General features: G+C 72.6%; 17 protein-coding genes and 2 pseudogenes. 13 read left to right on the plus strand and 6 right to left on the minus strand.

Annotated features, from left to right (window positions below; all coding sequences use genetic code 11):
• Positions 1-195: 195 nt before the first annotated feature.
• Positions 196-915 carry a 3'-5' exonuclease gene (locus tag AB0M28_RS18580; RefSeq protein WP_365405501.1) on the plus strand — a complete coding sequence of 240 codons (720 nt, stop codon included), beginning with the start codon at positions 196-198 and terminating at the stop codon, positions 913-915.
• 71 nt (positions 916-986) lie between these two features.
• On the opposite strand, the gene AB0M28_RS18585 is transcribed toward AB0M28_RS18580, so the two are convergent.
• Positions 987-3,167 carry an MMPL family transporter gene (locus AB0M28_RS18585; RefSeq protein ID WP_365405504.1) on the minus strand — a complete coding sequence of 727 codons (2,181 nt, stop codon included), beginning with the start codon at positions 3,165-3,167 and terminating at the stop codon, positions 987-989.
• A 324-nt stretch (positions 3,168-3,491) separates the two neighbouring features.
• Complete coding sequence (locus AB0M28_RS18590) at positions 3,492-3,902, minus strand: rhodanese-like domain-containing protein (protein ID WP_365405507.1); 411 nt, start codon at positions 3,900-3,902, stop codon at positions 3,492-3,494.
• Positions 3,903-4,059: 157 nt separating this feature from the next.
• On the opposite strand from AB0M28_RS18590, the gene AB0M28_RS18595 reads away from it, so the two are divergent.
• Positions 4,060-5,271, plus strand: a complete 1,212-nt coding sequence (locus tag AB0M28_RS18595) for a transposase (RefSeq protein WP_365405510.1) — start codon at positions 4,060-4,062, stop codon at positions 5,269-5,271.
• A 37-nt stretch (positions 5,272-5,308) separates the two neighbouring features.
• Here AB0M28_RS18595 and AB0M28_RS18600 read toward each other — a convergent pair whose 3' ends face one another.
• Both AB0M28_RS18600 and AB0M28_RS18605 read right to left on the minus strand, forming a co-directional pair.
• Complete coding sequence (locus AB0M28_RS18600; protein ID WP_365405513.1) at positions 5,309-5,779, minus strand: cysteine dioxygenase family protein; 471 nt, start codon at positions 5,777-5,779, stop codon at positions 5,309-5,311.
• Between the two features lie 55 nt (positions 5,780-5,834).
• Positions 5,835-6,152: pseudogene (locus AB0M28_RS18605) on the minus strand (putative leader peptide); the annotation flags it as partial.
• 489 nt (positions 6,153-6,641) lie between these two features.
• On the opposite strand from AB0M28_RS18605, the gene AB0M28_RS18610 reads away from it, so the two are divergent.
• The 4 genes from AB0M28_RS18610 (at position 6,642) to AB0M28_RS18625 (ending at position 11,887) form a co-directional block, all read left to right on the plus strand.
• Complete coding sequence (locus AB0M28_RS18610) at positions 6,642-7,628, plus strand: trypsin-like peptidase domain-containing protein (protein ID WP_365405516.1); 987 nt, start codon at positions 6,642-6,644, stop codon at positions 7,626-7,628.
• 126 nt (positions 7,629-7,754) lie between these two features.
• A complete protein-coding gene (locus AB0M28_RS18615) occupies positions 7,755-10,025 on the plus strand; it encodes a DUF4132 domain-containing protein (RefSeq protein ID WP_365405519.1) in 2,271 nt (756 codons plus the stop codon).
• A complete protein-coding gene (locus AB0M28_RS18620) occupies positions 10,022-10,756 on the plus strand; it encodes a peptidase E (RefSeq protein WP_365405522.1) in 735 nt (244 codons plus the stop codon). The genes AB0M28_RS18615 and AB0M28_RS18620 overlap by 4 nt, the downstream gene beginning before the upstream one ends.
• A gap of 177 nt (positions 10,757-10,933) precedes the next feature.
• Positions 10,934-11,887, plus strand: a complete 954-nt coding sequence (locus AB0M28_RS18625) for a response regulator transcription factor (protein WP_365405524.1) — start codon at positions 10,934-10,936, stop codon at positions 11,885-11,887.
• 66 nt (positions 11,888-11,953) lie between these two features.
• On the opposite strand, the gene AB0M28_RS18630 is transcribed toward AB0M28_RS18625, so the two are convergent.
• Both AB0M28_RS18630 and AB0M28_RS18635 read right to left on the minus strand, forming a co-directional pair.
• Complete coding sequence (locus tag AB0M28_RS18630; protein WP_365405527.1) at positions 11,954-13,111, minus strand: PQQ-dependent sugar dehydrogenase; 1,158 nt, start codon at positions 13,109-13,111, stop codon at positions 11,954-11,956.
• Between the two features lie 140 nt (positions 13,112-13,251).
• Positions 13,252-14,244, minus strand: coding sequence for an aldo/keto reductase (locus AB0M28_RS18635; protein ID WP_365405530.1), 993 nt, complete (start codon positions 14,242-14,244; stop codon positions 13,252-13,254).
• Between the two features lie 188 nt (positions 14,245-14,432).
• Here AB0M28_RS18635 and AB0M28_RS18640 point away from each other — a divergent pair.
• The 7 genes and pseudogenes from AB0M28_RS18640 to serA all read left to right on the plus strand — a co-directional run bounded on the left by AB0M28_RS18640 (position 14,433) and on the right by serA (position 26,205).
• Positions 14,433-15,276, plus strand: a pseudogene (locus tag AB0M28_RS18640) (transposase).
• Positions 15,277-15,327: 51 nt separating this feature from the next.
• Positions 15,328-16,269 carry a 2-hydroxyacid dehydrogenase gene (locus AB0M28_RS18645; RefSeq protein ID WP_365405533.1) on the plus strand — a complete coding sequence of 314 codons (942 nt, stop codon included), beginning with the start codon at positions 15,328-15,330 and terminating at the stop codon, positions 16,267-16,269.
• Between the two features lie 415 nt (positions 16,270-16,684).
• Positions 16,685-19,555, plus strand: coding sequence for an EAL domain-containing protein (locus AB0M28_RS18650; protein ID WP_365405634.1), 2,871 nt, complete (start codon positions 16,685-16,687; stop codon positions 19,553-19,555).
• 645 nt (positions 19,556-20,200) lie between these two features.
• A complete protein-coding gene (locus tag AB0M28_RS18655) occupies positions 20,201-22,069 on the plus strand; it encodes an acetolactate synthase large subunit (protein ID WP_365405536.1) in 1,869 nt (622 codons plus the stop codon).
• A gap of 22 nt (positions 22,070-22,091) precedes the next feature.
• Positions 22,092-22,616: an acetolactate synthase small subunit gene (gene ilvN / locus AB0M28_RS18660; RefSeq protein ID WP_365405539.1), complete on the plus strand. Its 525-nt coding sequence runs from the start codon at positions 22,092-22,094 to the stop codon at positions 22,614-22,616.
• Positions 22,617-22,723: 107 nt separating this feature from the next.
• Positions 22,724-23,725, plus strand: a complete 1,002-nt coding sequence (ilvC, locus tag AB0M28_RS18665; RefSeq protein ID WP_365405542.1) for a ketol-acid reductoisomerase — start codon at positions 22,724-22,726, stop codon at positions 23,723-23,725.
• An 869-nt stretch (positions 23,726-24,594) separates the two neighbouring features.
• Positions 24,595-26,205, plus strand: a complete 1,611-nt coding sequence (gene serA / locus AB0M28_RS18670; RefSeq protein ID WP_365405545.1) for a phosphoglycerate dehydrogenase — start codon at positions 24,595-24,597, stop codon at positions 26,203-26,205.
• The last annotated feature ends 173 nt before the right edge of the window (positions 26,206-26,378 follow it).

Below are 26,378 nucleotides of genomic sequence, written 5' to 3' on the forward strand. Positions count from 1 at the left end.
GGCCCCCCCCCGCCCGCCCGCGCCCCCCCCGGCCGCAGCGGAGCCGAGCCGCGCGACGGTCCCGCACCACAGCGGCCCGCGGCGCAGCCCGCACCGCCCGCGGCGCAGCCGCCGAGCCCCGAACCCGGAATTGTCAGACCCCCGTGGGACCGTAGAGGTCGCAGGGGGAAAGCAGCAAAGGACAGGGGAGGACCCATGGCGTGGCACGCCGGCCGTCTCATCGGCTTCGATCTGGAGACCACGGGCACCGATCCGCGGACAGCGCGGATCGTGACCGCCGCGGTCGTCGAGGCCGTCGCGGGCACGCCGACGAGGCGCCGCGAATGGCTGGCGAACCCGGGCGTGCCCATCCCGGAGGAGACCGTCGCGATCCACGGGATCAGCGACGCCCGCGCCGGGGCGGAGGGCCGCCCCGCCGCCGAGGTCGCGGACGAGGTCGCCGACGAGCTGGCCCGCGCCTGGCGCACGGGCGCCCCGGTCGTCGCGTACAACGCCTCCTTCGACCTCAGCCTGCTCGCCGCCGAACTCGGCCGGCACGGCCTGCCCTCGCTCGCCGAGCGGATGGCGGGCGGCGAACCCGGCCCGGTGATCGACCCGCTGACGATAGACCGCGCGGTGGACCGCTACCGAAAGGGCAAGCGCACGCTGGAGGCGGTGTGCGTGGAGTACGGCGTGGTCCTGGACTCCGCACACGACGCCGGCGCGGACGCCCTGGCCGCGGTACAGGTCGCGCACGCGCTCGCGGAGCGCCACGAGCAGGTGGGCCGGGCCACGGCCTGGGAGCTGCACCGCTGGCAGGTCACGTGGTACGCCGACTGGGCCGCGGGTTACCGCCACTGGCTGCGCTCCCAGGGCCGCCCGGGCGACGACATCGACGCGATATGGCCGCTGCGGGAGCCGGTCGCCGAACGCTGAGCACACAAGCAGCGGGGCGGCGACCGGACATCGGCCGCCGCCCCGCTCACGTCACGCGAACCAGTCCGCGCTCAGACCGAGATCCGCTCCCCACCGTGACCGGGCACGTCCGCCTGCTCCAGGCGCTCCGGCCCAGAGGGCGCCTCGTCGTGCGTCATGTCCGGCAGCCACCGCAGCCACCGCGGCAGATACCAGTTCTTGTCGTCGAGCAGCGCCATCACCGCCGGCAGCAGCACCCCGCGGATGACCGTCGCGTCGATGAGCACCGCGGCCGCCAGGCCCACGCCCATCTGCTTCATCGACTGCATGGACAGCGTCCCGAAGATCGCGAACACCGCGACCATGATCACGGCGGCGCTGGTGACGACACCCGCCGTGGTGATGACGCCGTGCGCGATGGCCTCCCGGGTGGTGCGGCCCTGCGCCCTGGCCTCCCGGATCCGGGACACCACGAACACGTGGTAGTCCATCGACAGCCCGAAGAGGATCACGAACAGGAACAGCGGCAGCCAGGAGATGATCGCGCCCACACCCTCCGCGCCGACCAGCCCGGCCCCCCAGCCGTGCTGGAAGACGATGGTGAGGATGCCGTACGCGGCGCCCACGGAGAGCAGGTTGAGCACGATCGAGGTGATCGCGATCGTCAGCGACCGGAAGCACATCAGCATCAGCAGGAAGGCGAACACCACCACGAAGGCGAACACCGGCACCACGGCCCCGACGAGCTTGTCGTTGAAGTCCTTGGACGCCGCGACCTGCCCGCCGATCGGCGCCTGCACCCCGTCGATCTGCCCCAGCGTCGCGGGCCGGATCTCGTCGCGCAGCATGACCAGGCTCTTCTCCGCCCGGTCCTGGTCCGACCCGCCGACCAGCGGCACGTCGATGACGGCGATGTTCTCCCGGGCGTGCGTCACGATCTCGACCGGCCCCTTGGAGGCTCCGCTGTCCAGGGCCCGCTGCTTGAAGTCGGCGATGGCGCCCTGGACCTCGGGCGAGTCGATGTCGTCCGCCCTGACCACGACCTGCGCCGGATCCGAGCCGCCGGGGAAGGCCGCGTTGACCCGGTCGTACGTCTGCACGATCGGCAGCGAGTCGCCGAACTCCTGGTCCAGCGTGAGGTTCGCGGTGTTCATGCCGACAGCAGGCAGCGCGATGGCCAGCAGCACGCCCGCCGCCAGCGCCAGCGCGGTCTTCGGCGCCCGCAGCACGCGCGTCAGCACCGCCTTCCACACCCGGCTCTCGCCGTTGCCGTGGCCGTCGACGCGCTTGATCCGGTTCAGGAACGGCACCCGCCCCTTCTCCACCCGCTCGCCGAGCAGCGACAGCAGCGCCGGCAGCACGGTCACGGACCCGACCATCGCCACGGCCACGACCATCAGCGACGCGATACCCATCGCCTCGAACTCCGTCAGCCCCGTGAAGAGCATCCCGGACATCGCCACGATCACCGTGATCCCGGAGACGAGCACGGCCCGCCCCGAGGTGGCCGCGGCGATCTCCAGCGCGGTGCGCCCGTCGCGGCCCTTCTGCCGTTCCTCGCGCTCCCGGCGCAGATAGAACAGGCAGTAGTCCACGCCGACCGCCAGACCGACCAGCAGCATCACCGAGTTGGCGGTCTCGCTCATCGGCTGGACGTGGCTGACCAGCCCGACCAGCCCGAACGTCGCCATGATCGCCGTAATCGCGAGCATGACCGGCAGCAGCGCCGCGACCAGCGCGCCGAAGGCGATCAGCAGAATGCCGAACGCGACCGGAACGGCCGAGTACTCGGCCTTCTTGAAGTCGCTGCCGAAGGCGTCCTCGAAGGTCTTGTTCATGCTGGCGCTGCCGATCTCCTCGACCACCAGCTCGCCCTGATGCTGCTTCTGCACGCCCTCGACGGCCTCGAGCACCGGCTCGACCCGCTCGTACGCGGTCTCCGGATCGCCCTTCATCGAGAACTGCACCAGCGCGGAACGCCCGTCGTCGGAGACGGTCTCCGCCTCGTACGGCGAGACGACGTCAGTCACCGCACCGGTCTTGTTCACCGCGTCGATGACCTGCTGCACGGCCGCCCGGAACTCCGGCGCGGTCGCCTTCGGCCCCGACGCGGCGCTCTGCACCAGCACGGTCTCGCCGGCCGGTTCGTCGATGCCCGCGTCCTCGAGGATCTTCAGCGACTCGTGCACCTCGCCGGGCAGCTGATCGCTGTCCTTGACCTCGACGGTCCCGGCCGCCGAGCCCGCGAACATCGCCCCGACGACGAAGAGCACCCAGATGCCGACGGCCGCCCAGCGGTGGCGGACACTCCATCCTCCGACGCGCGCGGCGATTCCCTGCGGCCGTGGCCGGCCGCGTCCTGCGTGTGTACGGCGGTTGTCCGCCACGGTCCTGCCCCCTCGTACGGCGGCGAGGACCCCGTGCCCCCGCCTACCCCACTGACGCTAGGCGGGGGAAGGGCACGGTCCCATCGTGCTCCCTGGTGAATCGGCGGGGTGGAATCTCCACCCTCCGGCGGGGGGAAATCCCCACCCCGGATGACTCATGTCCCTTACACACATAGGGAGTCGCCCGCCGTACACGCAGGTGACCGGCCGCTACACGCACACGGATCCGGTCCGCCCCGCCCCCACCGGCGGGTCGACCGGCAGCCCCGCGCGCCGCCACGCCTGGAAGCCGCCGACCAGGTCCGTGGCCCGGCCGAGCCCGATCCACCGCAGCGACGCGGCGGCCAGGGACGAGGAGTACCCCTCGTCGCAGAAGACGATCCACCGCACGTCCCGGTCCACGGCCTGCGGCAGCGAGGCGCCGCTGGAGGGGTCGCACCGCCACTCCAGATGGTTCCGCTCGACGATCAGCGCCCCGGGCACGGTGCCGTCGGCGTCGCGCTGGAACGCAGGCCGGGTGTCCACCAGCACGGCCCCGTCGGCCACTTCGGCCGCCGCCTGCGCGGGGTTCAGCCGGTCCAGGCAGCGCCGCGCGGCGTCGAGCTTGTCGTCGATACCCATCAGATCACCGGGTTCCTTGAAGGATGCCCCGGCCTTTGGGCCGGGGAGGAAATCGGACTCCTGCGGAGTAGGGCAGGGAGGGCAGGATCGCCGCCGGGGCGGCCAGGTGTGTGGAGAGCGGATCGCATTGTCAGTGCCCTTCGGTAGGTTGCTCTGCATGACGGCAGCGGACGGTGGGCGGGCGCGGTACACGTTCCGGCTGCGTGTGTCGTCGACCGCCCGCACGGCGCTGCTGGCCGAGTGGGACCGGTGCCGGCGGGTCTGGAACGAGTGCGTGGCCAAGTCCCGTGCCGTGCACGCCCACAACCGTGCCCATCCGCACGACAGGCTGACGTGTGGTCCGGCGCAGTTGGACCGGATGCTGACCGGGGCCCGGGCGGTGACGCCGTGGCTGCGTGCGGGCGCCTCGGTGCCGCAGCAGCAGACCATCCGGGACTTCGCCACCTCCCGCACCAAGGCCCTGAAGGACGTCGAGAAGCGGCTGCCTGTGGCCCGGCGCGCCGGGATGCCGGGGTATCGGAAGAAGCGTGAGGCGGCGCCCACGCTGAACTACACCGCCCGGGGCTTTCGGCTGAAGGACGGACGCCTGCACTTGGCGGGCGGGATCGTGGTGAGGGTGGTGTGGTCCCGTGAACTCCCTGCCGCACCCTCTTCGGTACGGGTATATCGGGACGCGGTGGGGCACTGGTATGCCTCGTTCGTCGTCACCACCCAAGTCCAGCCGCTGCCGGAGACGGGCCGCGTGCTCGGCGTGGACTGGGGCGTGACGGAGACCGCCACCACCACCTCCGACGCGCACGACCTCCCCCACCCGCAGCACAGCAGGAGCGCCGCCCAGAAGCTGGCCCGCTACCAGCGGATGATGGCCCGCCGCAAGCCCGCGAAGGGGCAGCCCGCCTCGAAGGGCTACCGCACGGCCCAACGGCAGGCCGCCAAGCTGCACCGGAAGGTGGCCCGGCAGCGGACCGACACCGCCCGCAAGTGGGCCAAGCGCGTCGTGACCGACCATGACGTGATCGCGGTGGAGGACTTCCGGCCGAAGTTCCTCGCCAAGACCACGATGGCCCGCACCGCGGCGGACGCGGCGATCGGCGCCACGAAGGCGGCCCTGCTGGAGATGGGCCGCAAGCACGGGCGGGACATCCGCCTGGTCCATCCTGCGTACACCACGATGGACTGCGCGTCGTGCGGAGCGAGAACCAAGCACGCACTGCCCCTTTCCGAACGTATCTACACCTGCACCGCGTGCGGAGCCGTGTCCTCCCGGGACAAGAACTCCGCCCGCGTGATGCTGGTCCGGGCTGGTCTCGACCCGGCTGGTGCTGAGGGCGCAAGACCTGCGGGAGCGCCGCTCCCGCAGGCAGCCTGAGCCAGGAATCCCCACCCCCACCAGGGAGGGGAGGACGTCAATCCTCTTCCACAGCGTCGGTACGGGTCTTGAGCAGCCCGGCGGGCCGCTCGCGGTAGTAGGACATCGTGGTCAGCGGCGGCGAGTAGGCGTGGATGCTGACGGCGGGCAGCGTCGCGCGGTTGGCCACCTCGTGCACGTGCCGGGGGCCGAACGCGCGGATGGCGCCCGCCGGAAGCCCCCACGGCGTCGGCCGGATCACGCGCGGGCCGAACGCCCGCTCGGCGAGCTCCCCGGCGACGATCCCGAAAGCACCGGAGGAGCCGCCGTGATCATGCACCTCGGTGCCCTGGCCCGGCAGCCAGCTCAGCAGCCAGACCTCGTGGACGGCGGACTGCTCCAGCCGGGTGAACCACCGCTGCGCGGCGTCGAAGCGCACCCGCCCCCGCCACAGCTCCGGGGCACGGGCCCATCGTCGGACGTGGTCGGCGAGCAGGGTCGGGGTCAGTACGGAGACGGTGGCCGTCATGGATCCTCACGGGGGCTGTCGGGCGGTCGGTCGCGCTGGTCATGCAACCGCCCTGACACAGCGCGCCCGCCGTGCGGACGAGGTCCACGTGGATACGGCCGAAGAGCGCTTGATCGTGAGGCATAGCCTCACATTGGCAGGGAATGCGACACCCGTCAATTCCGATATCCGCAACACCACACGCCGACGAATAACCCCAGGTCACGGCCCCACGATAGGCCGTCACGGCGTTTTCATAAAGCTGCCACAAGTCTGTAACAAAACATCCCCGAACGCATTCCCATCCACAATTCACACACGCTCGCGAAGCCATTCGAAGCGAATGCCCCACGCAGCCCGCCGAGCGCCCGAGGACGGGGGGCGGCGCCGCCATACCGACCACCAGGCATGAGGGCGGAGGCCACCCCGAGCCCGTCCGGCGTTCGAGGCCGAGGCGCGCAGCGCCAATCCGCGTCAGCCGGCGCAAGGCGACCTCCAGCCCGTCCGGCGCTTGAGGACTGAGGCGCGAAGCGCCGAACCGCGCCGCAGGCGCCGAGGCGACCGGATGCTTGCAGCGTGACCGGACCACCCCCTAAGCCCGTCCGGCGTTTGAGGACTGAGGCGCGAAGCGCCGACAACGCCGGCCGCCAGGCAACACGGCGCAGGACCCACTCCCAGCCCGTCCGGCGTTTGAGGACGAGCGCCGCAAGCGCGATGCGGGCGCAGCCCGCAAGGGGGGCCCGGGGGCGCAGCCCCCGCAGCGTCACGCGACCAGCGGCCGGACGCAAAAGAAGAGCCGCGGAACTCGGCCCGCAGCGAACGCACCCCCACCCGAACCCCCACCGTGTAACGCTGTAATCACCCCACGCGAAAGGCAGAGACCGTGTCCGGCACAGTCTCCGAACCCGACCGCTCCGGCCAGGAGCGGACCGCCCCCCTCGACGCCTACTCCCGCGCCGTGACGTCCGTGGCAGCCGAGCTCACCCCGAAGTTGGCCGCGGTGAACGTTGCCCACCGCCGCCCCTGGGGCGACTTCGTCGCCGGCACCGGCTCCGCCGTGGTCTTCACGGACGACGGTTTCCTCCTCACGAACGCCCACGTCGTCGGCCACGCCGACGCCGGCACGGTCGACTTCGCGGACGGCACCACCGCGCCCTTCTACGTCATCGGCGCCGACCCGCTCTCCGACCTCGCGGTCATACGCGCCGACGCCCCGACCCCACCCCCCGCCCGCCTCGGCGAGGCGAACGCCCTGCGCGTGGGCCAACTCGTCGTGGCCGTGGGCAACCCGCTGGGTCTCACCGGCAGTCTCACCGCGGGCGTGGTGAGCGCCCTGGGCCGCTCACTGCCGACCAGTACGGGTTCGGCCGCCCGCGTGATCGACGACGTCATCCAGACCGACGCCACGCTCTACCCGGGGAGTTCGGGCGGCGCGCTGGCGAACGCCGATGGCGAGGTCGTGGGCATCAACACCGCCATCGCGGGCATCGGCCTGGGCCTGGCGATCCCGGTCAACGACACGAGCCGCCAGATCATCGCCGCCCTCCTCTCCGACGGCCGGGTCCGCCGCGCCTACCTGGGCCTGGCCGGCACCCCCGCCCCACTGCCGCCACCCCTGCGCAACCGCTTCGGCCAGCGCGCGGGCCTGCGCATCGTCCAGATCGTCCCGCGCTCCCCGGCCGCCCGCGCCGGCCTGCGCACGGGCGACCTCCTGCTGACGGCGGCCGGCGAGCCGACGGCGAGCGCCCAGTCCCTGCAACGCCTCATGCTGGCCGACGCGATAGGCCACCCCATGCCCCTGACGGCCCTGCGCGGCGAGGCGCTGGTGGACGTGATCGCGATCCCGGCCGAACTCTCGGCAGACGACTGACCCCCACCCGAACAAACACACCCCACCCGAACAGGAACACGAATAACAGGCCCCATGGCCCACCGCCGTACCGGGGCCGCCGCAGCCCGCACCGCGGTTGTCAGACCCGCCCGCTACCTTCGCCGCATGGTCGAACTGGGTCCACACGCACACGAGCTGCACACCGTCATGATGCGGCCGTTGGCAGACGCGGAGGCACGGCTACAGCCGCGCGTCCAGGAGCTGTCCCCCCAGGAGCTGGGGGCACTGCTTCCCTCGGCGTACAAGGCACTGAACGGTGACGAGAGTGATCCCGCCCGCTTCACGGCGTTCGCGCTCATCCACGCCGACTCCGACCCCGAGTTCACCCCCGCGCAGTGCGCGGAGCTGTTCAGGGCACTGGCCACCAGGAGCTGGGGAAGCGACGTACAGGTGGCGGCAGCGGCGCTGGCCCGCTGCCCCGAGCCCTACGACCGCGAGGCGCTGGCCGCGCCCGCCCGCACCCTCACCCGCAAGGCACTGGACAGCAGCGCCGGCCAGGCGGTCTGGGCCGCCTCACCGGAGGCGTTCCTCGCGGTCGCCGCGTGCGCACCACCGGAGCTCGCCGCCCAGGCCCTGGCCCGGATACGGGAGGAGTTCGCGACGAGCCCGCTGCGCCTGGCACTGCTGGAGGACGGCGCACGCGGCGGACCACGCACCCTGGCCGGCCTGGCCGAGCTGGGGCGTTCCGGAATCCCCGTGCGCTGGCCGGTGCGCCGTGACGAGACAACGCAGGACGACCCCGAGGGATCCCGCCACATCCGGCGGGTGCTCGAGGCGGGGGCCGCGCACCTCGCCGCCATCCACGAGGGCCGGGTCCCGTACGTGTCCGACAAGGCGTTCCCCCCGGCCGACTGCGAGGCCCTCGCCCGGGCAGCGTGCGCTGCGCTGAGCCGGGACGAGCCCTGGGCCGGTGAGCTGCTGGCCGAGCTGCTGCCGAGGGCGTCGGTGGCGCCGACGGCCGCGAAGACACTCCCGTCGCAGAGTGCCTGCATCCGACTGGCGCACGCGGTGGAGGAGTACCCCACCCCGGAGGCGGTGGACGTGCTGCGCGAGGCGCGCCGGGTCGTGCGGCACGCGGGGGTCGCGAAGAAGCTGGACCGCTCGCTGCGCCGCGCCGAACGCGCCCTCGGCAGAAGACCCGACGCGGCCATCCGCCTCCCGGACCTGGGCATCGCCCAGGACGGCACCGTGCGTACGCCCGTCGGCGCGTACGTCGCCGTCCTCACGGTGTCGGACACGGCGGACCTGGCCTGGGAACGCGCGGACGGCACCCGGCTGCGCTCGCTCCCGGCGCCCGCCCGCCGCCACCACGCGGACGTGGTGGCGGCCGCCCGCGACCTGCTGGGCAAGGTCCGCGCCCAGATCCGCACGCTGACCCGGGCGTTGGAGGGTACGTACACGGCCGCCACGACGTATCGCTACGGCCGCTGGCGGGAGGGACTGGCCGCGCACCCGGTGGGCCGGTCGGTGACCGCCCGGCTGATCTGGGAGTACGCCGACACCCCGGGCCGCTGGACGGCGTTCCTGCCCGCCGACGGCCTGCCCGCCCTGGACGACGCCACCGCGGTGCGGCTGTGGCACCCGGTGCGGGCCACGCCCGAGGAGCGGGCGTACTGGCGGGACCGGGTGGTCGCGGGGGAGATCGCGCAGCCGTTCCGGCAGGCGTTCCGGGAGAGTTACGTCCCGGAGGAGACGGGGGCGAGGACGGACGTCTTCGCGGGCTTCGCCGTGCAGTTGGGTCCTTTGCTCGGGGTGGCGAAGGGCGAGGGCTGGGACGGGGAGTACGACGGGATCGGCCGGAGTTTCGGTGGTACGGAGGTGTTCCTGGACACGGGCAGGGCGTATGCGGGGATGACGGGCTGGTCGACGGTGGGCCCGGTGATCTTCGGCCGGCCGATCGCCGAACTGGACGCGGTGTCGGTCTCGGAGGCGTTGCGGGCCGTCGATCTGCTGGTCAGTGTCGGTGCGTTCGCGGTGGAGGAGGAGTACCCGGCCGGGTCCCCCGCAGCCTGGCGTGAACTGGACCGGCTCGGTGCGATACCCCTGACGCAGACCACCCGGGTCCGCCGCGAGGCGCTGGCCCGGGTGCTGGCCCCGCACATATCCGCGGGCCGGATCGAGGTGACGGACCGGCAGGTCCGGGTCGCCGGCCATGACGTCCATCTGGCGACGGGCCGGGTGACGAAGGACGGTGAGCAGGCGGAGGTGGGGCTGCCGCGTCGGCGGGGTGTGGTGCCGCTGCCGTTCCTGCCGTACGACGAGAAGCTGCTGGAGCGTGTGCTGTACACGGTGGAGGCGCTGCTCGCGGACGGCGGGCCCCGTCCGGGAACGGCCCCGGAACGGTCGGCCGGGGCACCGGTACGATCATCGTCATGACCGCTCCCCAGCCCACGATCGTCGCCACCTCCGGCGGACACCGCGCCGCGGCGCGCACCATGGTCGAGTTCAACGCCCTGGTGCATCACGCCGTCGAGCTGTCCGGGGTCCACGGGAGGCGTCCGCGCGTGTGCTACGTCGGGACCGCGATCGGCGACGCGGAGCACTTCGCGGCCCGGATGGCGGACGCGGCGCGGGTGGCCGGGTTCGATCTGACGCCCCTGAAGCTGTTCCCCATGCCCAACGTGGAGGACGTCGAGGGCACGGTCCTCGACCACGACGTCGTCTGGGTCATGGGCGGCTCCGTCGCGAATCTGCTGGCGGTGTGGCGGGTGCACGGGCTGGACGGGATCATGCGCCGCGCCTGGCAGGCCGGGGTGGTCCTCAGCGGGGTCAGCGCCGGGTCCATCTGCTGGTTCCAGGGCGGCACCACCGACTCGTACGGGCCCGAGCTGCGGCCCGTCACCGACGGGCTGGGCCTGCTGCCGTACGGCAACGGCGTGCACTACGACTCGGACGAGGGCCGGCGCCCGCTCATCCACCGGCTCGTCGCGGAGGGCACCCTGCCGCAGGCCCACTGCAGCGACGACGGGGTGGGACTGGTCTACCGCGGCACGGAGCTGGTGGAGGCCGTGACCGAGGTGCCCGGCAAGGGCGCCTACCGGGTCACCCGTGACGGCGACAAGGCCGTCGAGGAGCGCATCGAGCCCCGCATGCTGCCCGGCGTGTAACGCCGCGCGGGCGGGTCACCGCCGCCGGGCCGCCGACGCGATCGAGGGTCCCGACACGATCGAGGGCCCCGACGCGACATCGGCCACCGACGCCGCCCCGTCGTACCGCCGCAGCACCAGCCGCGCCACCTCCGGCGCCGCGCCCAGCACCGGTGCCAGCGCGAGGCCGAGGACGCCGTGCGGTGCGCCCTCGACCGGCGCGGCATCAGCGCCCGCACCCTCGGCCAGGTCCAGGGCCGGCGCGCCGAACTGGCCCTGCTGCGCGGCGAGTACGACGACGCGCGGCGCTGGCTCGCGGCGTCCACCGAGAGCTTCGGCTCGGTGTACCCCGAGCACCAGCACACCCTGCCGTGCGCCCGCACCGCCATCGGGATCGCCGCGGCGGACGGCCGCATCCTCGACGTACGCACCCTCGCCGAGGAGGCGCTCGGCGACGGCATCCCGCCCGGCCACCAGCGCTACGGCTGGCCTCTGCTGTACGCCGCCGCGGCGGCCGAGGCGGCGGCGCGCGGACTGCCGGTGGCGGAACTCGGCCGCGAGGCCGCGGTCGCCCGCATCCGCGAGGCGATGCGGGGGCTGCCGCAGTTCGTGCCCCTGTGGGCGGCGCGGGCGCTGATGACGGAAGCCGAACTCCTCACCGCCACGGGCAAGGACGCGGTCCCCCGCTGGGAGGAAGCCGTAGCGGCAGCCGAACCGCTCGGCCACCCCTGGCTGTTGGCGACCGCCCGCCTGCGGCTCGCGGAGGCCCTGGTCACGTCGGGCGGCACGGAAGCCCGCACGCGGGCGGGCGAACTGCTGCGCCGGGCGGAGTCAACAGCACGCTCGCTGGGCGCGGAGCCGCTGCGACGCCACGCGGAACGCCTCGCGGGCCGCGCCCGCATCCCGCTCCAGGACCAGGCCCCCACCCCCGCGTCCCCGGCGGACTCCCTGGGCCTGACGGCCCGCGAACTGGACGTCCTGCGGCTGGTGGCGACGGGCCGCAGCAACCGCCAGATAGCGGAGGAGCTGTTCATCTCCCCGAAGACGGCAAGCGTGCACGTCTCCAACATCCTCGCGAAACTGGGCGCCTCAGGCCGCGGCGAAGCAGCAGCAACAGCGCACCGCCTGGGCGTGTTCGACGCGGCGGTCTGAGCCGCGCCAAGCAACACCCGCCGCGGGCGCCGGGGGTCCGGGGGCGGAGCCCCCGGAAGCGTCCCCCTACGACACCGTCACCAGCAGAATCCGATCATCCCCGTCCCCCGGCGACCCCCGCCCATCCGTCTCGCTGGTGACCAGCCAAAGATCACCCGTGTCCGTCGCGACGACCGTCCGCAGCCGCCCGTACTCCCCCTCGAGGAACGACTGCGGATCCGCCACCAGCGACGCCCCGTCGAGGGGGATCCGCCACAGCCGCTCGCCCCTCAGCCCGGCCATCCAGATGCTGCCCTTGGCGTACGCGACGCCGCTGGGGGAGGCCTCGTCCGTCGACCACTGGGTGAGCGGGTCGACGTACGAGTCGTCGCCGGCCTTGCCCTCCACCTCCGGCCAGCCGTAGTTGGCACCGGGCTCGACGAGGTTCAGCTCGTCGTACGTGTTCTGGCCGAACTCCGAGGCCCACAGCCGCTTGTCCGCGTCCCAGGCCAGCCCCTGCACGTTGCGGTGGCCGTAGGAGTAGACGACGGAGTCCGGATCGGGATTGCGCGGGGCCGGCTCGCCGTCCGGCGTCATCCGCAGGATCTTGCCGCCCAGCGAGTCCTTGTCCTGGGCCAGCCCCCGGTCACCCGTCTCGCCCGTCCCCGCGTACAGCATCCCGTCCGGGCCGAAGGCGATCCGCCCCCCGTTGTGGATCGAGCCGCGCGGGATGCCCCGCAGCACGACGTCCGGCGCGCCGAGCTGCTGCCCCGCCGGCTTCTCCGGCTCGTACACCATCCGCACGATCCGGTTGTCCGAGTCGGACGTGAAGTACGCGTACACCATCCGGTCCTGCGGACTGACGGCCAGCCCCAGCAGCCCGCCCTCCCCGCCGGGGGCGACCCCCGGCACCTCGCCGACCTCGGTCTTCGCCCCGTCCGACGCGCGGACCCGGAAGATCTTCCCGGTGTCCCGGGAGGAGACGAGGAGATCGCCGCCGGGCAGCGGTGCGAGGCCCCAGGGGCTGTCGAGGCCGGTGGCCACGGTCGCCTTGACGGAGACGTCCCCCTTCGCGGGGGCGGCGGGCGCGCCGCCCGGCGATGCGGAGTCGTCACGGCCCGGACTGCCCGACTTCGACCCCGCCGTTCCCGACTCCCCGGGATCGTCCCCACCCCCCTCCGACGTACAGGCGGACAGGGAGAGGCCGACAGCGACGAGCACGGCGGTCAGGGTGCGGCGGCGCACGGTTGTGTCCTTTCGGTCGGCGGTCACTATCAGGACATCACACCGGGAGTACGTCGGTAGAGCTCAGGAGGTTCCACGGGTGACACCCACCGCCCGGCCGAGGCCCTCCGCCCCCCGGCGGGCCCTCCGACCCCGACCCCTCAGTCCCACGACCCCTTGGCCGCAGGCAGCGCCCCGATCTCCCCGAGGTCCGAGGCCGTCAGGGACACCCCGGCCGCCCCCGCGTTCTCCCGGACCCACCGCTCCCGCTTCGTCCCCGGCAGGGCGACCACGTGATCACCCTGCGCGAGCACCCAGGCGAGCGCCACCTGCGCCGGCGTCGCCCCGTGCCGTGCGGCGACCCGCCGCAGGCCGGCGACGATGGGCTGGTTCGCCGCCATCATCTCCGCCGTGAAGCGCGGATGCCGGGCCCGTACGTCGTCGGGTTCGAAGCCCGAGCCGGGTGTCAGCGTGCCGGAGAGGAAGCCGTTGCCGAGGGGCATCGCCGCCAGGAACGTGACGCCGCGCGCCCCGCACCACGGCACCAGCTCCGCGAGGGCCTCCGGCGACCACACCGACAGCTCCGCCTGCACCGCCGTCACCGGGAACACCTGCTGGACGCGCCGCAGCTGACGGATCGTCGCGTCGTGCATCCCCGCGCCGGCGCGCCGCTGCGCCCGCGCGCCCACCGCGCACATGCCCAGCGCCCGCACCTTGCCGGCCGTCACCAGCTCCGCCATCGCGCCCCAGGTCTCCTCGACGGGGACCTCCGGGTCGGCCCGGTGCAGCTGGTAGAGGTCGATGACGTCCGTCTGCAGCCGCCGCAGCGACGCGTCGCAGGCGCGGCGTATGTACTGCGGGCGGCCGTTCGCGACGAGATGCTGCTCGCCCACCAGGAGCCCGGCCTTGGTCGAGACGAACGCCTGCGCCCGGCGGGACCGCAACACCCTGCCCAGCAGCAGCTCGTTGGTGAACGGCCCGTACATGTCCGCCGTGTCGAGCAGGGTCGTCCCGGTGTCCACCGCGGCGTCGAGGGCGCGCAGCGATTCCTCGCCGCTGCGCTGCGAGGCCGTGTACGCCCAGCTCATCGGCATACAGCCGAGGCCCACGGCGCCCACCTCGAGCGACCCCGCGCCCATCTTCCTGCGCTCCACGCGGCCGGATCCCCTCCCTCCACTCGTGCGTGAGCACCCTAACGCCTCTCCGCGACGGCCTTCACCTGGGAATCTCCGAGGGTGCCCCGGCCCTCGGGCCGGGGAGGAATCGGACTCCTGCAAAGCGGGGCAGGGGTGCCCGGTACACCTTCCGGCTCCGTGTGTCGTCGAGTGCCCGCACCGCCCTGCTGGCCGAGTGGGACCGCTGCCGGTGGCTGTGGAACGAATGCGTGGCCAAGTCCCGTCAGGTGCACCAGCACAACCAGGCGCACCCCGGGGACGGGCTGACGTGCGGCCCGGCGCAGCTCGACAGGATGCTGACCGATGCCCGCACCCGCACCCCGTGGCTGCGGGAGGGTGCGAGCGTTCCGCAGCAGCAGACCATCCGGGACTTCGCAAAGTCCCGCGCCAAGGTGGTCAAGGACGTCCAGGCGCGGCTGCCGGTGCGGCAGCGTGCCGGGACGCGGTGGGGCACTGGTACGCCCCGTTCGTCGTCGCCGCACAGGCTGAGACGCTGCCTGCGACCGGCCGGGCACTCGGCGTGGACTGGGGCGTGAGCCAGACCGCCACCACCACGAGCGATGCCCACGACCTGCCGCACGCCGAGCACGGCAGGGCGGCAGCGCAGAAGCTGGCGCGGTATCAGCGGATGATGGCCCGCCGCCGGCCCGCGAGGGGGCAGGCCTCCTCGGAGGGCTACCGCAAGGCACAGAAGCAGGCCGCGAGGCTGCACAAGAAGGTGGCCCGACAGCGGGCCGACACCGCCCGGAAGTGGGCCAAGAAGGCCGCAAGCACGGGCGGGACATCCGTCTGGTGCATCCCGCGCACACCACCATGGACTGCGCGTCGTGCGGAGCGAGAACCAAGCACGCACTGCCTCTTTCGGAACGTACCTACACCTGCACCGTGTGCGGAGCCGTGTCCCCGAGGGACAAGAACTCCGCCCGCGTGATGCTGGTCCGGGCTGGTCTCAACCCGGCTGGTGCCGAGGGCGCAAGACCTCCGGGAGCGCAGCTCCCGCAGGCAGCCTGAGCCAGGAATCCCCCGCGCTCACGAGGGGGAGGATTCAAATAGCCTCTGACCATGACTTCTTCTGGACAGGTATGGCTGCCGATTCCGCCCGCCGAGATCGACGGGCTGCCCCCGGAGCTCGACTACGTCCGCTGGGACGCCGAGCCCGACTTCCCCGCGGACCCGGCCGACTGCGTCTTCTACGTGGCGCCCTACATGCAGAAGGCGCCCGTGAAGGTGCACCCCCTGCCGTACATGCACAAGCTGAAGGTGCTGCAGACGCTCACTGCGGGCGTCGACGCGTTCCTGCCCGCGCTCGCGACCATGCACCCCGGCATCCAGCTGTGCAACGCGCGCGGCGTGCACGAGGCCAGCACCGCGGAGATGGCCCTCACCCTCGTGCTGGCCTCGCTGCGCGGCATTCCCCAGTTCGTACGACGGCAGGACAAGCACGAGTGGCGCTCCGGCTTCCACCCCGCGCTCGCCGACAAGACGGTGGCGATCGTGGGCTACGGGGCCATCGGCAGCGCGGTCGAAGACCGGCTCGCGGGCTTTGAGTGCGCGCGGGTGCTGCGCTTCGCGCGCTCCTCTCGCGCAACACCGCGCGGGCCCGTCCACGCGATGGACGAGATCCCGGCGCTGCTGCCCGACGCCGACGTGGTCGTCCTCGTCACGCCGCTCACCGACGAGACGAGGGGCCTGGCAGACGCCGAGTTCCTCGCCCGGATGAAGGACGGCGCGCTGCTCGTCAACGTCGCCCGCGGCCCCGTCGTGGACACGAAGGCCCTGCTCGCGGAGGTGGAGTCGGGCCGGCTGCGGGCCGCCCTCGACGTGACCGACCCCGAACCGCTGCCGCCGGGCCACCCGCTGTGGGATGCTCCCGGCGTACTCATCAGCCCTCATGTCGGCGGCCCCACCTCCGCGTTCCTGCCCCGCGCCAAGCGGCTGCTGGCCGGCCAGCTGCAGCGCTTCGCGGCGGGGGAGCCACTGCACTACGTCGTCGCCGAGAGCTGACCGGCGCCGCCTCCCCGGCGGCCCGTTTCGCCGGGTGCCGGGTACCCCGGCGGCCCGTATCCGCAGGTGCGGCCGGGCCCCGTCGGCCCCGGCCCCCGGGCGCGGCCGGGCCCACGCGGCTCCGGCCCCTCCCGCCACGGGAACACCGCCCGGACGCCCGCCAGTTACGCTGCGTAGAAGAAGTATGTCCCTGAGTGACGGAACTGGTGTATCGTCCGGAACCGGGGGGTGCTCTCGATGAAGGCTGCGTGAATGCCGTGGGCGAATGGAACTCGAGGGGGGCGATGGGCGTGCACGGACAGTGGACCAGCTATCCGATTCCGAACCGGAGCAAGCGCTTCACCCTGGGCGCGCACGCGGGCCGCGGCGCCCGCCCTCGGTGGGAGGCGCGGTGAGTACGCTCGTCGGGACGGCCTTGCCGGCACAGCCCCGCCCGCCGCTGCGTGACCGGGCGGGCGTCCTGCCCCAGTTGGTGCTCGCGATCCTGTGCGGAGGGTATGCCTCGGGCGCCGCCCTGGGCTGGGGCTCGCCCCGCGCCGCCCTGATCATGGGCGACTTCGGGCTGAGCGCCGCTGCCTTCGCAGCGGCCTTCTCCTGTCTGCTGTACGCCCGTACGCAGCGCAGCCGGTTCCGCCCCGCGTGGCTGATGTTCGGCGTCTCGTCCTGCATGGCGGGCCTGGGGAACGGGATCTGGGGCTGGTACGAGGTGGTCCTCGGCCGGGACGTGCCGTCGCCGTCCCCGGCCGACTTCTGCTTTCTGCTCTTCGCGCCGCCCGCCGTCGTCGGCCTGCTGATCCTCGCCCGGCGTCCCGTCACCCGGGCCGGCTGGGTCTGCCTGGGCCTGGACACCTGGCTGATCGGCGGCTCGCTGCTGACCATCTCGTGGAGCGTCGCGCTGGCCCACGCCGCCGAGCGCAAGGGCGAGTCCGTCGCGGGGGTCGCCCTCTCCCTGGCCTATCCGCTGCTGGACATCGCGCTCGTGTCGATAGTGCTGGTCCTGCACTTCCGCCGGTCCGCCGCCAACCGCTCCGCGATCAACACCGCGATCGGCGCGCTGGCGCTGACCGTGCTCTGCGACGCGCTCTTCACCTCGCCGCTGCTCCACGACAACTACCGCTCGGGGCAGATGCTCGACGCCGGCTGGTTCGCAGGCTCCCTGCTGCTGGCGTACGCGCCCTGGGTGAGCCGGGTGTCCGCCGCCCGGTCGGCACAGGACCGGGACGCGGACCCGGGCGGTGAACGGCAGCCGCCGGGCGCCGACACCGCCGGCCGCGGGCGCCGTCCGATGGCCGGCCAGATCAGCGCCCTGGCCCCGTATCTGGCGGCGGGCGTGTGCACACTCGGCATCCTCTACAACGTGCTGAGCGGGCGGCGTATCGACCGGGTCGTGCTCTTCACCGCCTGCACGGTGGTGCTCGCGCTGGTGGTCCGGCAGGCGATCATGCTCCTCGACAACATCAGCCTCACCCAGGAACTCGCCCAGAAGGAGAACCACTTCCGCTCCCTGGTCCAGGGCTCCAGCGACGTGATCATGATCGCGGCGCCCACCGGGGTGCTGCGCTACGTCAGCCCGGCCGCCTCGGGGGTCTACGGCGTACGGGCGGAGGAGCTCGTCGGCTCCGAACTCGCCTCACTCATCCACCCGGAGGACCTCGGCCGGGTGCTGCACGAGGTGCGGAGATTCCTCGCCGCGCCGCCGGGGGAGGTGAGTTCGACCCGGATCGAATGCCGGTTCAAGGCCGGAAACGGCCGAGGCGGTGACGACGGCTGGCTCAATGTGGAGTCCACCGTCAACCGGCACCACGGCGGCCTGATCTTCAACAGCCGCGATGTCACCGAACGGGTGCGGCTCCAGGCGCAGCTGCAGCACAGCGCCTCGCACGACGCGCTCACCGATCTGCCGAACCGGGCCCTGTTCACCGAACGGGTGACCCAGGCGCTGGGCGGCCGCCGTACCACCGACCGCGTCGCCGAACGCGGTACGGCGGTGCTCTTCATCGACCTCGACGGCTTCAAGTCCGTCAACGACACGGTGGGCCACCAGGCCGGGGACGAGCTGCTGGTGATCGCCGCCCGCCGGCTGCAGGAGGCCGTGCGCGCGATGGACATCGCCTCCCGGCTCGGCGGCGACGAGTTCGCGGTGCTGATCCACGGCCAGGGCGACCGCGCGGCCCGCCCGGACCCCGGGCGGGCGGGTGACGCCGAGTACGACCGCGAGGTACGGATCTACGAGATCGCCGACCGGATCCGCGCGCGGCTCTCCGAGCCGTATCCCGTCGGCGGGGGAGTGGTGCGGGTGACGCCGAGCATCGGCGTCGCCTTCGCCGAACCGGGCATCACCCCGGCGGAGCTGATGCGCAACGCGGACCTCGCGATGTACCGGGCCAAGCAGGCGGGCAAGGCGCGTGTCGAGCTCTACGCCCCGCAGATGCAGGCCGACGTGGCGCGCCGTACGGAGCTCGCCAACCGGCTGAGCGCCGCGCTGCACGACGGCCAGTTCACGCTCTTCCACCAGCCCGTCGTGGAGCTCGCCACCGGCCGGCCCGCCGGGGTGATCGCGCTGCCCCGCTGGCGCTCGGCGCAGGGCATCGTGCACACGCCGGCGGAGTTCCTGCGGACGGTCGAGCGGGGCGCGGGCCAGGACGCTGCCCGTACGGCCGAGCTGGGCCGCTGGATGCTGGAGGAGGCAGTGCGGATGGCCGCCGAGCGGCACCGCGACGGCAGTCCGCTGCCCGTCACGGTCCGCATCCCGGCGCTGCGGCTCACCGACCAGGCGCTGCCGCCGCAGACCATCGCCTCGATGCTCTCCCGGCACGGGCTGCCGCCGGCCGTCCTCATGCTGGAGGTCTGCGACCACGACCCGCGAGCCGGTCTGGACGAGCTGGAGCGGCGCATCGTCGCCCTGCGCCATCTCGGCATCCGGATCTCCCTCGACGGCTTCGGCAACGGCCACGCCGCGATCGGCGCGCTGCGGCGGCTGCCGGTCGACGCGCTCAAGCTGGACCGCAGCCTGGTGGAGGGGCTCGACGAGTCGACCCGGCTCCGCAAGATCACCTCGGGTCTGCTGCGGATCGCCGGGGACCTGGGCCTGGACTCGGTGGCCGACGGGGTCGACCGCCCGGAGCAGATCGAGGTCCTCCGCGACCTCGGCTGCCGCCACGGCCTGGGCCTCGCCTTCTCCCCTCCCCTCGACGAACCCCAACTCCACCGCGCCCTGTCCAGCGGCCCGTTCACGGTCCCCACCCCCGTCCGACAGGGCGACACCTCAGAACCGGCCCTGAGGTAGCGGAACGACTCCCGAGCGGCCCCCGTCCCCGGGGAGGCCGCGAGCTCCCGCTCCCGCCGCGGGTCTCCCGCCGTGCCCCGGAGGCCGCAAGGCCTCCAGCCGCGCCCCCGCCCGCGGGCCGGCGCACCCGGACGGCCCGCCTCCGCCCCGGCAGGGGCGTCCGTTCGGGGTACCCCGCGGCGCCGTGCGGGGTTCGGGGTGTCGCCCCGTGGGGGGTGGTCGGGGTGGGGCGCGGTGCGGCGGGTGCGGTGGAGTGGTTGCGTGGGGGCGCGTGTGGGGCGCGCCGTACGACCCGGGCCGTGGGGACGGACAGCTGCTCGACCGGCGGCCGGGGCAGAGCCAGGGAGGTGGACCGGCGGTGACGCGGCGCGACGAGGGAAAGCCCACCGGAACGGGTGACCTCACCGCCCACATGGTGAGATACGCGTCCCATCCACTTGACACCCCGCAGAGGGCAGAGGCAAGGTCGTGGCCATGCGCACCCGAATTCTCGTACTTGGACAGCGCGTCGGCTGACTGCAACACACCGACGCGCTCCCCTCGCTTGCCACCCGGCACGAGGGGTTTTTTGTTGCACGGGCACCGTCCCGCCCCTCCCCGGTTCGAACCCTCACCGCACCATCGAGCAGACGAGAAGAGAAGCCGATGACCGAGCAGGCTCCCCCCAGGAGCGAGCCCCATCCGCAGCCGCCGCGAGCGCGCACCGCGGCCGGCTCGCAGCCCACCCCGATCTCCGAGGCCATGACGGGCGCGCAGTCCCTCATCCGGTCCCTCGAGGCCGTAGGGGTCGACACGGTCTTCGGTATCCCGGGCGGCGCGATCCTCCCCGCGTACGACCCGCTGATGGACTCGGTCAAGCTGCGGCACATCCTCGTCCGCCACGAGCAGGGCGCCGGCCACGCGGCCACCGGCTACGCGCAGGCCACCGGCAAGGTCGGCGTCTGCATGGCCACCTCCGGACCGGGCGCCACCAACCTGGTCACCCCGATCGCCGACGCCCACATGGACTCCGTCCCGATCGTCGCGATCACCGGCCAGGTCGCCTCCAAGGCGATCGGCACGGACGCCTTCCAGGAGGCGGACATCTGCGGCATCACGATGCCGATCACCAAGCACAACTTCCTGGTCACCAAGGCCGAGGACATCCCGAAGACGATCGCCGAGGCCTTCCACATCGCGGCCACCGGCCGCCCCGGCCCGGTCCTGGTCGACATCGCCAAGGACGCCCTGCAGGCCAAGACCGTCTTCACCTGGCCGCCGAAGAACGACCTGCCCGGCTACCGCCCGGTCACCAAGCCGCACTCCAAGCAGATCCGTGAGGCCGCCCGCCTGATCACCGAGGCGAAGCGCCCCGTGCTGTACGTCGGCGGCGGCGTGCTGAAGGCCCGCGCCACGGCCGAGCTGAAGGTGCTGGCCGAGCAGACCGGCGCCCCGGTCGTGACGACGCTGATGGCGCTGGGCGCCTTCCCCGACACCCACGGACAGCACCTGGGCATGCCCGGCATGCACGGTTCCGTCGCCGCGGTGACCGCCCTGCAGAAGTCGGACCTGATCGTCGCCCTCGGCGCCCGCTTCGACGACCGCGTCACCGGGAAGCTGGACTCCTTCGCCCCGTACGCCAAGATCATCCACGCGGACATCGACCCCGCGGAGATCGGCAAGAACCGCGAGGCGGACGTGCCGATCGTCGGCGACGCCCGCGAGGTGATCGCCGACCTGATCGTCGCCCTGCAGGCCGAGGCGGGCCAGGGCAACAGCGGCGACTACACCGAGTGGTGGGAGCAGCTCGACCGCTGGCGCAAGACGTACCCGCTGGGCTACGAGAAGCCGGCGAACGGCCAGCTCTCCCCGCAGCAGGTCATCCAGCGCCTCGGCCAGCTGGCCCCGGCGAGCACCATCTACGCGGCGGGCGTCGGCCAGCACCAGATGTGGGCCGCCCACTTCATCGACTACGACCGGCCGGGCACCTGGCTCAACTCCGGCGGCGCCGGGACCATGGGCTACGCGGTCCCCGCGGCCATGGGCGCGAAGGCCGGGCAGCCGGACCGCACCGTGTGGGCGATCGACGGCGACGGCTGCTTCCAGATGACCAACCAGGAACTGACCACCTGCGCCCTGAACAACATCCCGATCAAGGTCGCCATCATCAACAACGGCGCCCTCGGCATGGTCCGCCAGTGGCAGACCCTGTTCTACAACCAGCGCTACTCCAACACCGTGCTGCACTCCGGCCCCGAGGCCGACGGCAAGCAGCCCAGCGCCGGCACCCGCGTCCCGGACTTCGTGAAGCTGTCCGAGGCCATGGGCTGCGTCGCCATCCGCTGCGAGTCCCCGGACGAGCTGGACAAGGTGATCGAGGAGGCGAACGCGATCAACGACCGCCCGGTCGTGATCGACTTCATCGTCCACGAGGACGCCCAGGTCTGGCCGATGGTCGCGGCCGGCACCTCCAACGACGAGATCCTGGCGGCGCGCGGCGTCCGTCCGGACTTCGGCGACGGCGAAGACGACTGAGAGCGAAAGGTACGTACAGACCATGTCCAAGCACACGCTCTCCGTCCTGGTGGAGAACAAGCCCGGCATCCTCGCCCGGATCTCCGCCCTGTTCTTCCGCCGCGGCTTCAACATCGACTCCCTCGCCGTGGGCACCACCGAGCACCCCGACATCTCCCGCATGACCATCGTGGTGAATGTCGAGGACCAGCCGCTGGAGCAGGTCACCAAGCAGCTCAACAAGCTGGTCAACGTGCTGAAGATCGTCGAACTCGAGCCGACCGCTGCGATCCAGCGGGAGCTCGTCCTGGTGAAGGTCCGCGCCGACAACGAGACCCGCAGCCAGGTCGTCGAGATCGTCCAGCTGTTCCGCGCCAAGACCGTCGACGTCTCCCCGGAGGCCGTCACGATCGAGGCGACGGGCAGCGCCGACAAGCTGGAGGCGATGCTGAAGATGCTCGAGCCGTACGGCGTCAAGGAACTCGTGCAGTCCGGCACGATCGCCATAGGGCGCGGCGCCCGGTCCATCACGGACCGCTCGCTGCGGGCCCTCGACCGCAGCGCGTAACCCGCCACCCGCGGCGGCTGTTAACCCCCGTCAACAACCCCCAGAAGTCCCCCGCCGTACCCCGCGTACGGTGGGGGCAGCCCGCAAGATTCAAGGAGAGACCCGAAGTGGCCGAGCTGTTCTACGACGACGATGCCGACCTGTCCATCATCCAGGGCCGCAAGGTCGCGGTTCTCGGCTACGGCAGCCAGGGCCACGCCCACGCCCTGTCCCTGCGCGACTCGGGCGTCGACGTCCGCGTCGGTCTGCACGAGGGCTCGAAGTCCAAGGTCAAGGCCGAGGAGCAGGGCCTGCGCGTGGTGACCCCCGCGGAGGCCGCCGCCGAGGCCGACGTGATCATGATCCTGGTCCCGGACCCGATCCAGGCCAAGGTCTACGAGGAGTCCGTCAAGGACAACCTGAAGGACGGCGACGCGCTGTTCTTCGGCCACGGACTGAACATCCGCTACGGCTTCATCAAGCCCCCGGCCGGCGTCGACGTCTGCATGGTCGCCCCGAAGGGCCCGGGCCACCTCGTGCGCCGCCAGTTCGAGGAGGGGCGCGGCGTGCCGTGCATCGCGGCGGTCGAGCAGGACGCCACCGGCAACGCGTTCGCGCTGGCCCTGTCCTACGCCAAGGGCATCGGCGGCACCCGGGCGGGCGTCATCAAGACGACCTTCACCGAGGAGACCGAGACCGACCTCTTCGGCGAGCAGGCCGTCCTCTGCGGTGGCGCGTCCGCGCTGGTCAAGGCGGGCTTCGAGACGCTGGTCGAGGCCGGTTACCAGCCGGAGATCGCGTACTTCGAGTGCCTCCACGAGCTGAAGCTCATTGTGGACCTGATGTACGAGGGCGGCCTCGAGAAGATGCGCTGGTCGGTCTCGGAGACCGCGGAGTGGGGCGACTACGTCACGGGTCCGCGGATCGTGAACGACCAGACCAAGGCCGAGATGAAGAAGGTCCTCGCGGAGATCCAGGACGGGACCTTCGCCAAGGACTGGATGCAGGAGTACGCGAACGGGCTGCCGCGCTACAACGAGTACAAGAAGCGCGACGCGGACCACCTCATCGAGACCACGGGCAAGGAGCTGCGCAAGCTCATGTCGTGGGTGGACGACAAGGACGCGTAACCCGCGCAGGGGCGCCCCCGCACGGTTCGTCGTGTCACGCTGCGGGGGCCCCGCCCCCGGCCCCCCATCCGCTTCCGCGGAGCGCGCGTCCCCGCCGAACGCTGCGGGGGCCTCGCCCCCGGCCCCCCATCCGCTTCCGTGGTGCGTGCGTTCGCGCCGAATGCTGCGGTCCGCTGCGCCCACCCGTGCCGCCCTGCGGCACGCCTGCCCGCAGCTAGCACGACGCTCGCCCCCGTGCCCGAACATCCCACCACCCGCACAAGCCTGCGCCCGGTAGCATCCGCACACCGTCGCAAGCCTGCGCCCGGTCGCGCCCGTGCACCGTCGCAAGCCTGCGCGCGGTCGCATCCGCGTGCCAGCGCAAGCCTTCGGGGCGGTCGCGCCCGTGTGCCTGCGCAAGCCTGCGGGGCGGTCGCGCCCATGCACCAGCGCAAGCCTGCGGGCAGTCGCGCCCGCGCACCGTCGCAAGCCTTCGGGGCGGTCGCGCCCGCGCACCGTCGCAAGCCTTCGGGGCGGTCGCGCCCATGCACCGGCGCAAGCCTGCGGGCAGGCGTGCCGCAGGGCGGCACGGGTGGGCGCAGGCGAACCGCAGCGGTCGGCGCGAACGCAAGCACAGCACACGCCCGCCGCAGGCGAACCGCAGACAAGGGGGCGGAAACCGCCGGCCCGCCGCAGGCGGCTCGTACGGGTGATCCCGTGCCAACCCTGGCGGAACAGGGACCCCACCCCGATACACTGCGAAGCACAAGCGCGTGCCAGGCCCACAGCGTCGTGTGTCCTCGGGGCCGACAAGGCCCCATTGCGCTGCCACCAACCTCCACCGCCGCGGCCGTCGGGACGGCCGTCCGCAATGGACCTGTGAGGACCACGTGAGCGTTACCAGCACGAATCGTCCCAAGCCCGTCGTACTCATCGCCGAAGAACTGTCCCCGGCGACCGTGGACGCGCTCGGCCCCGACTTCGAGATCCGCCACTGCAACGGCGCGGACCGCGAGGAGCTGCTCCCCGCGCTGAAGGGCGTCGACGCCATCCTCGTGCGCAGCGCCACCAAGGTGGACGCCGAGGCGATCGCCGCCGCCGACCGGCTGCGGGTCATCGCCCGCGCCGGCGTGGGCCTCGACAACGTCGACGTCTCCGCCGCGACGAAGGCCGGCGTGATGGTCGTCAACGCCCCGACGTCGAACATCGTCACCGCCGCCGAGCTGGCCTGCGGCCTGATCATCGCCTCCGCCCGCAACATCCCGCAGGCCAACACCGCCCTGAAGAACGGCGAGTGGAAGCGCAACAAGTACACCGGCGTCGAGCTGAGCGAGAAGACCCTCGGCGTCGTCGGCCTCGGCCGGATCGGCGTGCTGGTCGCCCAGCGCATGTCCGCGTTCGGGATGAAGATCGTCGCGTACGACCCGTACGTCCAGCCCGCCCGCGCCGCGCAGATGGGCGTGAAGCTGCTGAGCCTCGACGAGCTGCTGGAGGTCGCGGACTTCATCACCGTGCACCTGCCGAAGACCCCCGAGACCCTCGGCCTCATCGGCGACGAGGCGCTGCACAAGGTCAAGCCGCACGTGCGGATCGTCAACGCCGCCCGCGGCGGCATCGTCGACGAGGAGGCCCTGGCGGCCGCCCTGAAGGAGGGCCGCGTCGCCGGCGCCGGCCTCGACGTGTACGCCGTCGAGCCCTGCACGGACTCGCCGCTGTTCGAGTTCGACAGCGTCGTCGCCACCCCGCACCTCGGCGCCTCCACCGGCGAGGCGCAGGAGAAGGCGGGCATCGCCGTCGCCCGGTCCGTGCGCCTCGCGCTCGCCGGCGAGCTGGTGCCGGACGCGGTCAACGTCCAGGGCGGCGTGATCGCCGAGGACGTACGCCCCGGCCTGCCGCTCGCCGAGAAGCTCGGCCGGATCTTCACCGCGCTGGCGGGCGAGGTCGCCGTCCGGCTCGACGTCGAGGTCCGCGGCGAGATCACGCAGCACGATGTGAAGGTGCTGGAGCTCTCCGCCCTCAAGGGCGTCTTCGAGGACGTCGTCGACGAGACCGTCTCGTACGTCAACGCCCCCCTGTTCGCGCAGGAGCGCGGCGTCGAGGTGCGGCTGACCACGAGCAGCGAGTCCCCGGAGCACCGCAACGTCGTCACCGTGCGCGGCACGCTGTCCGGCGGCGAGGAGGTCGCGATCTCCGGCACGCTGGCCGGGCCGAAGCATCTGCAGAAGATCGTCGGCGTCGGCGAGCACGACATCGATCTGGCGCTGGCCGACCACATGGCCTTTTTCCGCTACGCCGACCGCCCCGGCGTCGTCGGCACCCTCGGCCGCATCCTCGGCGAGGCCGGTATCAACATCGCCGGCATGCAGGTCTCCCGGGCCGAGGAGGGCGGCGAGGCGCTGGTGGCGCTCACCGTCGACTCGGCGATCCCGGCGAACGTACTCGGCGAGATCGCGGGCGAGATCGGCGCCACCTCGGCGCGCGGTGTGAACCTGACGGACTGACGCCGGACGGGACGGCACGGGACGGCGGCTGCGGGCCCGGTCCGGTGGGGTGCACCACCCCACCGGACCGGGCCCGTGGCGTCGGTGCGGGGGCAGGACGGGCGCTCCGCCGTACGAAGTGGAGGATCACCCCGCCTCCGCCTCTCACTTCCCCCCGGAGAGATGAGATCTCC

The sequence above is a fragment of the Streptomyces sp. NPDC051940 genome, from assembly GCF_040680895.1.
Taxonomy (GTDB): Bacteria; Actinomycetota; Actinomycetes; order Streptomycetales; family Streptomycetaceae; genus Streptomyces.